General features: G+C 59.1%; 11 protein-coding genes and 1 pseudogene. All 12 read left to right on the forward strand.

Going from position 1 to position 12,856, the window contains the following annotated elements:
• Positions 1–31: 31 nt before the first annotated feature.
• A complete protein-coding gene (locus F791_RS0109585; RefSeq protein WP_019592486.1) occupies positions 32–1,747 on the forward strand; it encodes a bifunctional sulfate adenylyltransferase/adenylylsulfate kinase in 1,716 nt (571 codons plus the stop codon).
• 42 nt (positions 1,748–1,789) lie between these two features.
• Positions 1,790–2,146: a DUF4258 domain-containing protein gene (locus F791_RS13890; protein WP_019592487.1), complete on the forward strand. Its 357-nt coding sequence runs from the start codon at positions 1,790–1,792 to the stop codon at positions 2,144–2,146.
• A gap of 214 nt (positions 2,147–2,360) precedes the next feature.
• Positions 2,361–2,552: a DUF2283 domain-containing protein gene (locus F791_RS0109595; protein ID WP_019592488.1), complete on the forward strand. Its 192-nt coding sequence runs from the start codon at positions 2,361–2,363 to the stop codon at positions 2,550–2,552.
• 448 nt (positions 2,553–3,000) lie between these two features.
• Positions 3,001–3,333: pseudogene (locus F791_RS13210) on the forward strand (ABC transporter ATP-binding protein); the annotation flags it as partial.
• A 53-nt stretch (positions 3,334–3,386) separates the two neighbouring features.
• Positions 3,387–4,691, forward strand: a complete 1,305-nt coding sequence (locus tag F791_RS0109605) for a lipopolysaccharide biosynthesis protein (RefSeq protein ID WP_019592489.1) — start codon at positions 3,387–3,389, stop codon at positions 4,689–4,691.
• A gap of 271 nt (positions 4,692–4,962) precedes the next feature.
• Positions 4,963–5,778 (forward strand): FkbM family methyltransferase, encoded by an 816-nt coding sequence (locus F791_RS13540; protein WP_156000524.1) that lies wholly within the window; start codon positions 4,963–4,965, stop codon positions 5,776–5,778.
• Positions 5,779–6,046: 268 nt separating this feature from the next.
• The gene (locus F791_RS13545) at positions 6,047–6,820 is read left to right on the forward strand and encodes an ATP-grasp fold amidoligase family protein (RefSeq protein ID WP_196799363.1); all 774 of its coding nucleotides are present in this window, start codon (positions 6,047–6,049) and stop codon (positions 6,818–6,820) included.
• Positions 6,804–7,904 (forward strand): glycosyltransferase, encoded by a 1,101-nt coding sequence (locus F791_RS0109620; protein WP_081622315.1) that lies wholly within the window; start codon positions 6,804–6,806, stop codon positions 7,902–7,904. The genes F791_RS13545 and F791_RS0109620 overlap by 17 nt, the downstream gene beginning before the upstream one ends.
• Positions 7,905–8,236: 332 nt before the next feature.
• Positions 8,237–9,274: a hypothetical protein gene (locus F791_RS0109625; protein ID WP_156000526.1), complete on the forward strand. Its 1,038-nt coding sequence runs from the start codon at positions 8,237–8,239 to the stop codon at positions 9,272–9,274.
• Positions 9,275–9,991: 717 nt separating this feature from the next.
• Positions 9,992–11,212, forward strand: a complete 1,221-nt coding sequence (locus tag F791_RS13215) for a glycosyltransferase family 4 protein (protein WP_019592494.1) — start codon at positions 9,992–9,994, stop codon at positions 11,210–11,212.
• Between the two features lie 86 nt (positions 11,213–11,298).
• On the forward strand, positions 11,299–12,462 hold the full coding sequence (locus tag F791_RS0109635; protein WP_019592495.1) for a glycosyltransferase family 4 protein: 1,164 nt from the start codon (positions 11,299–11,301) through the stop codon (positions 12,460–12,462).
• A gap of 112 nt (positions 12,463–12,574) precedes the next feature.
• Positions 12,575–12,856: IS3 family transposase (locus F791_RS0109640; protein WP_038057035.1), on the forward strand; the 282-nt coding region annotated here is incomplete at its 3' end.

Consider the following 12,856-nt stretch of genomic DNA (forward strand, 5'->3'; position numbering starts at 1 on the left):
TACAGAAGGTAAAACGACAACGGATGACGGAATGGAATTGATTACGCCGTATGGCGGCACGCTCTGCGATCGGTATGTGGACGAGGCGACGGCCCGCGACCTGAATGAAGCGGCGCGGGATATGCCCTCCTGGGACCTGACCCTGCGCCAGCAGTGCGATGCGGAGCTGCTGCTGAATGGGGGCTTCTCCCCGCTGACGGGCTTCATGGGCCCGGCGGACTACGACGGCGTGCTCGACAACATGCGCCTGGCCGACGGCACGCTGTGGCCGATGCCGATCGCGCTGGATGTGACCGAAGCCTTCGCCGCGCAGGTGGAGGAGGGCAGCCGCATCGCGTTGCGCGATGCCGAGGGCATGCTCATCGCGGTGATGGACGTGGAGCACCGCTGGACGCCCGATCGCACGCGCGAGGCGGAACAGGTGTTTGGCACCACCGATACTGCGCACCCAGGCGTCAACGAGCTGCTGCATCGTACGGGCCCCGTCTATCTGGGCGGAACGCTGCACGGCCTGGAGGCCCCGGTCCACCACGACTTTCGCAACTACCGCTACAGCCCGAGAGAGCTGCGGGAATACTTCCAGAAGCTCGGCTGGAACCGTGTGGTCGCCTTCCAGACGCGCAACCCGATGCACCGCGCCCAGGTGGAGCTCACCCGTCGCGCCGTGCGCCAGACCGAGGCCAACCTGCTGATCCATCCGGTCGTGGGCGTGACCGCCCCGGGCGACGTGGATCATTACGCCCGCGTGCGCTGCTACGAGCATGTGCTGCGCCAGGCGCCGGAGCAGACCACCCAATTGAGCCTTCTGCCGCTGGCGATGCGCATGGCCGGCCCGCGCGAGGCGTTGTGGCACGCGATCATCCGCCGCAACTACGGTTGCACGCACCTGATCGTTGGCCGTGACCATGCCAGCCCCGATGCAGGCCCGGACGAGTGGGGCTTCTACGGCCCCTACGAGGCACAGGAACTAATCCAGCGCCATGCCGAAGAGATCGGCATCGAGATGGTCCCAGTCCAGGCGATGACCTACGTGCAGGATCGGGCAGACTTCGTACCGGCTGACGAGGTGCGCGAGGGCGAACACACCCTCAGCCTCCCCAGCTCGGAATTCCGCCGCCGCCTGCGCGAAGGCCTGGAGATCCCCGAGTGGTTCTCCTACCCGGAAGTGGTGCAGGAGCTTCGCCGCAGCTTCCCGCCGCGCGACCGCCAGGGCTTCACCGTGTTCTTCACCGGCCTGTCCGGCTCCGGCAAGTCCACGATGGCCAACGCCCTGCGGGTCAAGCTGATGGAGCTGGGCGGGCGCGCCGTCACGCTGCTCGATGCCGACATCGTGCGCAAGGAGCTCTCCAGCGAGCTCGGCTTCTCCAGGGAACACCGCGACATCAACGTCCAGCGCATCGGCTATGTCGCCAGCGAGATCACCAAGAACGGCGGCTGCGCCATCTGCGCCCCCATCGCCCCGTACACCGACATGCGCCGGCGCGTGCGCGAACGCATCGAGCGGGCAGGGGGCTTTATCGAGGTGCACGTCGCCACGCCGCTGGAAACCTGCGAGGCCCGCGACCGCAAGGGCCTCTACGCCAAGGCCCGCGCCGGGCTCATCAAGGAATTTACCGGCATCGACGACCCCTACCAAGAGCCACAAAACCCCGAGCTGCGCCTCGACACCCGCGAGATGACCCCGGACGAAGCCGCCCACCGCATCCTGCTCAAGCTCGAAGCCATGGGCTTCATCCGCAACCCTTAACGCACAATCGGCCAGAGGCTAGCCTCCTCTACGGAAGATTTTATGGACCGCAATGGAATGCATTCCCAGAGATTTGAACGGCAGGTAGCGATCACTCGCCACGCACAAGAGCGCATGAAGCAGCGCGGTATCTCTGAACACGAACTGTTTGAATTGATTGAGCGCGGCGACTTGCGTTACAAGGACGAGATACGGCTTTGGGTGGCGAAACACTTCGAGGGGCGGTCCGATAATCTTATCTGTGCAGCCGTGATCCTTAAGGAAACACTGATTAATGTACACGCTCGCGCTCGAGTCGCTTTTGCGTGCGAACAAGGCGCGGTGACTGCCGTGCAGTCACTCTGCACAAAGGAGCCGCAACGCTGTTCCCGCGCAAAAGCGGCCGAGCCCCCGCATTAAATGGCTTGTGGGGTTGGTACCCCAGGTTCCCCGATCCTGCGTTGCGCCCCGAATCAATCAGAAACGGGCGGGTAGAACCACTACCCGCTGCACGACGCGCCTTGTCTCGGAAAACCTGGGGTACCAACGCGAGTGTGTACATTAATCAGTGTTTCCTTAAGGAGCAGTTGGTGGTCAAAACCTTTATGCACCACTTTGACTGGGGAGAGTGATAATGCGCACTACTTATGACGAAGCGGACGACATTCTCGTACTCCACCTCTCGGAAAAGCCGATTACGCGGGAATGCTCACAGGACTGGAATACGCACGTGAGCTACGCAGACGACGGAACGATCGTCGAAGTCGTGATCCTTGAAGCATCCAAACAGGGTGCCTGGCCGCTCCTGCGATCCCGGGCCGCTTGATTCCCGCCACACCCAGAGGTCTCAACCCCACCTGTAGGAGGCCTGGCGTCCCCTACCCAATGCTAGCCCCCCTGTGGGAGCGGCCTTGGCCGCGAAGCCCCTGCCCGCGTCGGACGCCGGCAGAGGCTTCGCCTACAGACACGCTCATACGGCAAATTGCACCGCGGTCGCAGAAGCGCGATCCCCTGCGCGATGGGGCACAACCCGAATCCATCTGACCAGAGCACTGGGCTCTTCATCGTTACCTGCGGCCGGCCAGCGTGCTTTCTGGTGCCCGAGCCACCCCCCAAACCTTGAGCCCAACCCCCCAACCATGGTCCAATCAGCGTTCAACCGCTGAACACACCCCTGTAGGAGCGTGCTCGCACGCGAAAACCCAGGCGAGCCATACCCCCTCTCGCACGCGCTGCCCCCTCCAGAACCAGCACCCGGAATCCAGTACCCAGCAATGTTCAGCACCTACCGAAAAGCCCTGGCCCTGCTCACCCCCAAGGAAAAACGCCGCGGCGGCCTCGTGCTCGGCATGGTCATCGTGATGGCCGTGTTGGAAACCGCCGGCGTCGCCTCGGTCATGCCGTTTCTGAGCGTGCTGGGTAATCCCGAAGTGGTGCAGACCAACCCGGTGCTCAACACCGTGTACGAGGGCCTAGGCTTCACCTCGGTGGATGCCTTCATCCTCGCGCTGGGCGCGGCCGCCTTCGGGCTCATCCTGTTCTCCGCCTTCTTTCGCTCGCTCACGCACTACGCGATGAACCGCTTCGTCGAGATGCGCCGCCACAGCACGCCTGCTGGAGACCGCTGTGGGGCAGCCCCGCACCTGCAATGAGTAACGCAATGGCCCTCCCGCGGCGCGCGTTCGATCGCGTCTGGCGCAGCCGTTTCGCGCGTAATGTGGCCGTGGTCGCGTCCGGTACCGCCGGGGCGCAGGCCATCACCATGGCCTTCGCCCCGCTTATTACGCGTATCTACGGGCCGGAGGCCTTTGGCCTGCTGGGCACCTTCATGGCGATCGTTGCCGTCGCCATCCCCGTCGCCGCGCTCGCATACCCCATCGCCATCGTCCTCCCGCGGGACGACCGCGACGCACTGGGCCTGGTCCGCCTGTCCGCCATCCTGTCGTTCGGCATCGCGCTTTTGTCCGCCGCCCTGCTGGCGTTCGGTGGCGACTGGCTGACGGCAACGCTCGGCGCCGAATCCGTTGCCGGCTATCTGTTCCTGATCCCCGTGGCCATGCTGTTTGCCGCGTGGATGCAGATCGCCAAGCAATGGCTGATCCGCAAGAAGCAGTTCGGCGTGGTCGCCCGCTCCGCAGTAGCCCATTCGCTGATCCTGAATAGCGCCAAGAGCGGCATCGGCTGGATGCACCCGGTCGGGGCGGTACTCATTGTGTTGGCCACCCTGGGGCACGCCCTGCATGCTGCGCTGCTGTTCATCGGCGCCCGCAGGCGCTACCAGGCAGAACCCACCGCGGACGACGAAGGGCAAAGAACGCCTCTGAAGGAGCTCGCGCACAGGCACCGCGATTTCCCGCTGTACCGCGCGCCGCAGAACTTCATCAATGCTGCGTCGCAAAGCCTACCGATCCTCATGCTCGCGGCCTTCTTCGGCCCGGTGGCAGCGGGGTTCTACACGCTGGCCAAGATGGTCATGGGTATGCCCACAACCCTCGTTGGCAAGGCGGTGAACGACGTGTTCTATCCACGGATCACCGAAGCCGCGTATAACGGCGAGAACCTGCCCCGGCACATTGTGCAGGCAACGGGAGCACTGCTTGCGATAGGCGTTGTGCCGTTTGGCCTGGTTGTGCTGTTCGGCCCCTGGCTTTTCGGCCTGGTGTTCGGCGAGGACTGGCTGATAGCAGGCGAATATGCCCGCTGGCTGGCCTTTTTCTTCCTGTTCAATTTCATCAACAAGCCTGCCGTTGCGGCAGTTCCGGTTCTCGGTGTTCAGCGTGGCTTGCTCGTGTACGAGTTGTTCAGCACTGGTACCAAGGCTTTGGGCCTTGTTGTCGGGTTTTACTGGTTTGGTAGCGACATTTGGGCCGTCGCCTTTTTCTCTCTAATTGGCGTTGTGGCATACATTGCTATGATGCTATGGATTCTTGCCCATGCCAAACGGTACATGTCCGATCAAAAATGACTGAACCGTTGGCTATGCAGCCCTGGATGGTGCGTATACCCCGGACGTTGAGCAGCGTCTGGAGTAAGGCGAGCGCCATCTACAAGGGTCGGTGGTACCATAGATAAAAGATGTACGCTTCGCCGGGCTTTCCATGAGAGCACGCGGCGACATGATCCTTTGAGAGTGAAAGGACAGTGCGGCGACAGCCGCCCGTCCACTAAGCATAGTATCGACCTATGCCCCATTCTCGGAACGTTTGGATATTTGCTCAAACCTATCGAGGCCAATTTTGAAGAAAACGATCAAATCCTTGCTGTTCCGCGCGCTTCCGGAAGACCTTTACGTGCGGTGGGCCCCTGTGCTCCTCCCGCTGTTTAACTTTAAGCGGCTAGGTTCGCGTTGTAAGGCCGGGCGCATTGACGGCGAGATATTTGAGTGCATTACACATGGACGCTCATGGCGCTTTGTCGGGGCAAGTCGTGTCGATCGCTATATTTGGCCCAAAGGGCTTGAAGTGGCTAAATCTAAAATGCGTAGTAAATACCTACACCACGATTGGCTACTTCCGGATGAGGCGATAATATTAGACATAGGCGCAAACGCTGGAGAATTTACTGCTGCCGTCGCGGAGCAGTCGAAAATCGTGGCGTCATTCGAACCGGATCCGGCCGTATTCCGCTGCCTCAGTTTCAACCTCAGCAACCATCCGAATTGTGATCTGGTCAATGCTGCCGCAGGAGACGAAAACGGATCGAAAAGATTCTACTTGGCGAACCAAGATGCTGACTCATCACTCATTGAGCCCGACGAGTTTATCAGCACGATCGATGTCAATTGCGTGCGGCTAGATGACTGGATCGACAAGGCAGGTATCTCGCAAATTACCCTGATGAAGGTCGAAGCAGAAGGTTTTGAGCCAGAAGTGCTGAAAGGAGCGGAGCGAGCGCTGCAGCGCACGCAATACGTCTCAGTGGATGCTTCACCTGAGCGGAAGGGTATGGATACCCGGGACGACGTTTGTAGAATGCTTGTTGCGTCGGGTTTTTCGGTGCAGGTCTCGGGTTACATGGTGTACGCAGAAAAGCCCAGGAGTCCTGTGAGGTGAACTGTTTCGCTGGCATGGTGACGCGTTTCCTCTATCGCGATGGCTGCGGTGGCAGGCAGCGACGCTGGCCTGCGAAGTGCGTTCGCTGCGTTTTCGGAGGTGCTCAGTGAAGTGGAGGGATAGGCTCTTGACTCTTCCAGTGCTGGGGCGGTGGTTTTTGGTTCCAGTCTACTTAGTGGTCCGATATCTTGTCGTCTATCGTCCATGGTTGTCTGACGAACGGGCGGTTTCGAGAGTGTATAAGAGGCGTCTCGGGATGGTTCCAGACTTGCAAACCCCGCGTCGATTTAATGAAAAGATTCAGTGGCTTAAGTTGCATGACAGAACGGATCTAAAAGTTCGTTGTTCTGACAAGATTAAGGTCCGAGGCTATATCGCAGAGAGGGTTGGCCCCGAGTATGCAGTTCCGCTGCTTTACGAGACCTGTGATCCCGGCGAGATAACTTACGATGTCCTTCCGGTCGAAGGCTGCGTAGTAAAGACTAGCCATGATCAAGGGACCGTGTTTATGTTGAACGGTCGAGAACACGAGAATCTTCGGGTTATTCGTGAACTTTTGAGAATCGCGCTAAAACGAAATTTGTATCATCAATCGAGGGAATGGCCTTACGACAGGGTCGACCGAAAGATTTTGATTGAGCCGAACTTATGTAAAGAAAACAGCGGCACTATGAAGGATTACAAGTTTTTTTGCTTTAACGGTGATCCACGCATGATTCAAGTGGACCACGATCGGTTTTCCGAACACACCCGAAACATCTATTCTGCATCGTGGAATCCCTTGAAGGTAGCCTACGGCTATGCCTGCGGACCGGTTGAGCCGGCACCGCCCTGCCTGGATGAGATGCTGTATGTTGCCAGGGAGCTATCGCGTCCGTTCCGGTTTGTGCGCGTTGATTTTTATGTCGTGAACGGAAATCCATTGGTGGGGGAAATGACGTTCTTTCCCACCGGGGGGTTTAAGCCGTTTTCGCCCGATTCGTTTGATCGTGAATTAGGGGATATGCTGCTGCTGCCGGCTGTCAATGAATATGAAGGGTGATAGCCGGGCCAAGCTGTTAATCTACCTCATGTGGCTTGTTGGTGGGGCAGGCAAAGCTGCTGTGCAATATGCAAACGTGCTTGCCAATGACGGCACCCGGGTGGTCATCGTAGCTAGTCGTGCTGATCCAGCGCTGCTGGGGCAACTCGACGCAAGAATCGAGCTCCGGATTATGGGTGTCAAGCGGAGTCTGTTGGCCGTCGGGCATTTGCGGCGAGGGCTCCGCGAGGTGCGGCCCGATATTTTGTTTGCGATTGGTGTCGGTAATGTGCTGCCGCTTCAGCTAGCCCTGACGGGCGCGCGCTATGACTGTCCGCTCATCGTTCGTGAAACAAATTCTCCCGAAGGGTTGCTTAGTTCATACGGCCCGATCAAGCGGGCGGCGAAGCGGCTCGCGATGCGTTCGGCATACCGAACCGCGAAGCAACTCATCGTGTTGACACGGAGTATGGAGGCCGAGTTGCGACACGATTGGCAGGTCCCGGCGGAAAAGCTCAGTTATGTGCCAAATGGGGTGGCGCTCCCGCAGAATGCACCTGAGCGTAGACCGGCTGACCCAGCGATGATTCTCTCGGTGGGCCGCCTTGTTCCGCAGAAAGACCATGAGACACTGCTCCAGGCGTTCGCTCAGGTAAGGCGTGACCGCGAATGTCGTCTTGTGTTAGCCGGTGACGGCCGGGAGCGCATGCGGCTGGAGCGCGCTGCTTTCAACCTTGGTATCCACGACGATGTAACCTTTCTCGGCCGCGTCGCGGACGTTGCTCCACTTTATCAACAAGCGCGGGTAACCGTGCTGGCGTCGCGGTATGAGGGCTTCCCGAATGTCCTGATAGAAGCGCTTGCGTATGGTTGCCCGGTGGTCGCGACGGATTGCCCGACCGGGCCTGCGGAAGTAATCAACAGTCCCTCGGTAGGATTATTGGCCGGAGTTGGTAACGCCGGCGAATTGGCGCGCCGGATGGAGGAGGCATTGGAGCAGACGTACGAGCCGGATGAGCTGCGTGCCCGAGCTGCTGATTTTTCGCTTGTTGTCTTAAATGAGCGCATCAGTCGGTTGTTTAAGCGGTTATCGAAGATGAGCTAATGGTGCATCTCCTATATCTAGTCAGTTTGGTTGTCTTGTTGGGCATCGTGCTCCACTTGGCAATGCGGAACGGGATGTTGTATTTTCCGGTCTATTTCTATTCGTATCTGGCTGTTTTTCACGTCGCTCTTCCCATCGTATTGATGTCGGCGTCCGACGCCTTTCTCGCGGTAATGCCCCGGCAGTTTCTGTTGGAGCTCCTGGAACCCGTGCATTATGTAGCGGCTCTTATCTTAGTCTGGTCTGCCGCAGCCTGTTTTGCGTTGGGGTGGAGAGTTGCCCGCTACATACCACTTGTGGTGGGTCGGCCGACTCCTGGGGAGCGAAGGGACGTGGCGGAGGGCCGTTTGGCAGTCCTAGCGGCATGGGCACTCTTGGTTGTTGGGGCGATTGGCTTCATCTTGTACTTCGATGCGTTTGGGGGGGTCTTCAGGGCGTTGGAGGTGGCGCGAGCGTATCGGACAGGAGCATTTGAGATTGAGAACCCACTGTCGTTTCTGCGGCCGATTGGGGACTTCGCAAAGGTCGCGCTAGTGGTGTTTATCGCTTTGTGGCTTTCTGGCTGCCGTTCCTTCAGCGTGGTGGTGGGGTTGGTGACGGCACTTGTGCTTGCATTCTTGATGACAGTCTTTCAAGGCGGCCGGCTAAGCTTCGCTCTGCTTATCTGTCTTGTAGTGCTGATGTTTGTGTCTGATGGGGCTCTTTCTATCCGCCGTGCGGCCGTGATCGGGGCGGTCGGGGCACTGTTTTTGTTTTTTGGTTACCAGATACTTTTCTTTTTTTATGCTCTTGCGGGAGCCGGGGAGCTCCGAATACCGGACGCGCGTGATAGCTTGTCACCATTTGAGTTCTTTATTGTGGAGATGTCGTTTCCGGCTGTTGGGCTCGCGACCGCACTCGATGCAGTGCGGTCGGGCGATGTGGCAGTGCGTTACGGGATCGATGTGGTATATGGGATGGTGTCCCTTGTTCCTGCGCGATGGTTGGACTGGGATATGGAGTCCATTGGTGCAATACACACGGCGATCTCTAACCCGTCAGGGCAGGCCAGTATTCCTGTGGATATGGTGACATATGGTGTTTATGCCGGGCATTGGGCCGGTCCGGGGCTATTTGGCTTTTTGGTGGCGCTTGTAGTGAGGGTGACCTTCCGCTACTTAGCGCGTATTGCATGGGCAAGAGTCCGTTACGCCCTTCAGCTTTATTTTTTCCTGCTGTTTGCGCGGCATCTCGTGTACTTCGACCCATCGGCGTCGATAAATAGCATGTATTTTCTCATTCTGGCTGCTGCGTTTATCTATGCTCTCGCGCCACGCGTTGGCCCAAATGAAGGGGGCCCGGGGATTGAGCCGCTGCGCGAGCGCTCCTAATGGCGCAGGGCTTGTCGCGTTGTTGCTGTTTTATACTATGGCCGGCCTATATGGGTGGGTTGCGTCTGCGTTTGCGAGTTATTCCCCCGTGCGCATTTCCGAGTGACGGGCTGGCTGATGGTTCAGAGTAGGCTGGAAAATCGGGCTATTGGGGTACCTGGCGGCCGCTTCTGTATTCGGAGACTAGGCGCGATGGCTCAAGCGCCTTTAGGTGCAGGCGCTTGTGACGGGCCGGACGAACGGTATCAGCTTCGGTTTGGCCTGGGCACGGCGTATCGCGGGCGCGTAGTTGGACGCTAAACGCCGTGCGCTCGTTGCCGGATCCGTCGCCCGCTTGGATTTTTAGGCGGGGTCGAGACGCGCACTATCGCCGAGGGGAACGTGGGGGGTAGCGTCTTCGATGCCCTTCGGCGGTCGCTCACGTCATACATTAGCACCGTAGGCCACTTGTAATGCTTGACGGTCTGGCTGGCCCTGAGTACTGGCGTTGCCGTGGTGGCAGGGTGTCCGGGGGCGTGTCTACGCGGCTGACCTCCCGTCCGAGTGGGCGAATGATGCCCGTTGGGCTCAAAGGACGCCTCTTGGATGCACTCGCTTAGCAACTGCTAGACGAGCCGGGGCCCTGGTTGGGTAGGGCGCGATTGGGAATTCAGTCCGTCTGCGATGTTCTCTAGGGGCCGCCGGCCGATGAGGCCCCCATGGAAAGGAATGGAAGGTATGCCGAACGTACTGTTTGTACACGATCACGTATTTCGACGTGGAAATGATGGGGGTGTCTATTCCTCCGGTTGCTTTCCGAGCTCTGTCTGGTCTCGCTTCCTGGCAGTATTCTCGTCTCTTACGGTTCTCGCCCGCTGCGCCGCGGACCCGCTCACGCACGAGGAACAAGGCCTGTTTCCCCTGTCCTCAGCGGATAAGGTTGCATTTGTGTTTTCGCAAAGCGCGTCCAACCTAACGTCGTTGCTGGGTTTGCACAACGCTGCGAGGGTTACGGTGAGGGAGCAAGTGGCGCGTCATGATGCGGTCATCGCAAGACTTTCGAGTGAGCTTGGGCTGCTGGCAATCCGCGAGGCCGTTGAGCAGGGAAAGCCTTGGGCGGTGGAGCTGGTTGACTGTCCTTGGGACTCTTACTGGAACTATGGCGGCATGAAGGCGAAGCTGTATGCACCACTGATGGCTGCGCGCGTGCGGCGCGTAATGAGGCGAAGTACACATGCCCTGTATGTAACCAAGGAGTTTCTCCAGCGGCGTTATCCCTGTAGCGGCGAGGCCACTACTGCAGCCTGTTCGAACGTTGAAATTCCGCCGTTGGATGCGGAGGTGCTCACGAAGCGGGAAGGGGTTGCCGGGGGGGCGCCGGAAAGGCTCGTGCTGGGGCAGATCGGGAGCTTGAAAGGCCGGTTCAAAGGTATCCAGACAGTTATGGAGGCGCTTGCGATCGTGCGAGCGGAATTTCCCTCGGTCGAGTACCACATCTTGGGAGGAGGTGAGAAGGAACCCTGGATCGAGGAAGCGCGACGTTGGGGTGTCGAGGACTTGTGCCATTTTGATGGCGTTCTCCCGTCCGGGCCGGCAGTTTATCAATGGCTGGATTCGGTCGATGTGTATGTGCACCCGAGCTTTAAGGAAGGATTGCCTCGTGCGTTGATCGAAGCGATGAGTAGAGGGTGCCCGGCTGTTGCCTCCACTGTGGCGGGCATTCCGGAGTTGTTGCCGGAAGATTCGATGATTCGTCCGGGCGATGCCAAAGGTTTGGCTCGGAAGATTCAGGATCTGGGGCGTGACCGAGAGCGTCGAGTTTCCGAAGCGCGCCGTAATTTTCACATTGCGGGAGGGTATACGAGTGACAAGCTTTCTCTGGAAAGGACGAAGTTTTGGAAGGAGTTTGGGAGTGCGGTGGAATCTAACGTCGCCCAGCGTGGGCCGAGAGGCGGGTAATGGTGCGCGCGATTTGGCGGGCAGCGGTCGTGAGGGCCCGGGGGCAATGGCGTGCGGCTCCGTGAGATGAGGAAAGGGGTGTAGCGGTGGGGAAGAATCTGCCTGACGGTTGCTCGGAGAAGGTTTTGGTTGTGACAGATAACAACGTCGGGACCGTGGGCGGGGAGCAGGAATCGATAAAGATAATTGCGCGAAATCTGTCGGCGGAGCTGGACGTGGCGGTGCTGCACCCCGGGGGCGTGGAGGGGGATCTGGGGTTTTGTTGTATTGGCATCGGGCGGCGTACGCGCATCAAAGCGCTTGTGAGGCGGCCGCTGGAGCTTGCGAGTTATGTAATGAAGGTGGTGCGGTACCTTCGGAATACGGATGCGAAAGTGGTGCACACGCAAGCGCAGGCGAGCCTCTTTTTGATTGGTGTTTCGATCAAGCTGCGGTTGATACCAAAGCGGTTCACAGTTATGCACACCGACCGAGGTACATATTCGAAATATTCGGCGCTGGTACGGGCGCTGTTCCGGCTATCGCTGTCGGTGGTTGATACGTTGGTTACTACCACGCATCGGAATAGGTATCTCTGGGAGGATGCGCTGTCGAGGGTTGGGTCGAGGCCGGAATATGCGGTGATTGAGAATGCGGTGTCGAGCGACGGGTCTTGGGTGCCGCGGCCGGTGGGGCAGGCCGGCAAGATAACGATTGGGTTTGCAGGTCGTTACTGCGGATGGAAGGATTGGCCGCTCGCGCTCGAGATAGCCCGTCGTTTGGTGGCGGATGAGGCGGTGACGGCGTATTTCCGGATGGCGGTCGGTTGTGTGGATGAGAGAGATCGAGAAGCGGCCGAAATCTTTCTAAGGGATGCGCATGCTGTGCTGGGGAAGGCCTTAAGTGCGCAGGTCAATGTGCCACATGACGAGATGGCGGAGTTTTTCCGGTCGACGGATATCTTGGTGATGACCTCGAAGCCCGGGACAGAGTCGTTCGGGAGGACGGCGATTGAAGCCATGAGCGAGGGATGCGTCGTGTTGAGTACGGATAGCGGTGGGCCATCCGAGGTCCTGGATGACGCGGGGTGCATCTTGGGAGAGCCCGACGAGTTTGCGAAAAAAATAAAGTTCTATGCGATGGATGTGGATGCGCGAGCCGCGAAGGGGCGCGCGAATCAGAAAAGAGTCCAGGAGCTGTATTCGGCGGATAGTAACGTAGCAAAGCATCGTGCGTTGTATCTGGCCGCCATTGCGGGGCGTGGGACTTAGTTGGGGGTTATGTCCTTCGGCCGAAGGGGCGGTTCTTGGTGGCGGTGTGCTGGTCTAATTTTCGTGGACACCTCGATCGGTGGAATGATTGGGATCTGATCGAGGAGACGATATGGGACGCAGGAATTTTGATCCGGAGTACAAGCTTCGGGTGGCCCGGATGGTGGTGGATGAGGGCCAGAGTGTGCCGCAAGTGGTGCGGGACACCGGGGTGGGCGAGACGGCCGTTCGGCGCTGGGTCGAGCAACTCAAGGCGGATCGTGCCGGGGAGGCCGGCGATGGCCGGCCTTTGACGCCGGAGCAGCGACGGATCCGGGAGCTGGAGGAAGAGAATCGCCGGCTGCGGGAAGACAAGGCCATCCTAAAAAAGGCCTCCGCCTTCTTCGCCCGGGAA

The sequence above is a fragment of the Thioalkalivibrio sp. ALRh genome (genome assembly GCF_000381425.1).
In the GTDB taxonomy this organism is placed as follows: Bacteria; Pseudomonadota; Gammaproteobacteria; order Ectothiorhodospirales; family Ectothiorhodospiraceae; genus Thioalkalivibrio.

Excerpts from the sequence above, each read along its gene's own strand:
- F791_RS0109585 (WP_019592486.1), top strand. The coding sequence starts at position 32 with ATGGAATTGATTACGCCGTATGGCGGCACGCTCTGCGATCGGTATGTG.
- F791_RS13890 (WP_019592487.1), top strand. The coding sequence starts at position 1,790 with ATGGACCGCAATGGAATGCATTCCCAGAGATTTGAACGGCAGGTAGCG.
- F791_RS0109595 (WP_019592488.1), top strand. The coding sequence starts at position 2,361 with ATGCGCACTACTTATGACGAAGCGGACGACATTCTCGTACTCCACCTC.
- F791_RS0109605 (WP_019592489.1), top strand. The coding sequence starts at position 3,387 with ATGGCCCTCCCGCGGCGCGCGTTCGATCGCGTCTGGCGCAGCCGTTTC.
- F791_RS0109620 (WP_081622315.1), top strand. The coding sequence starts at position 6,804 with ATGAATATGAAGGGTGATAGCCGGGCCAAGCTGTTAATCTACCTCATG.
- F791_RS13215 (WP_019592494.1), top strand. The coding sequence starts at position 9,992 with ATGCCGAACGTACTGTTTGTACACGATCACGTATTTCGACGTGGAAAT.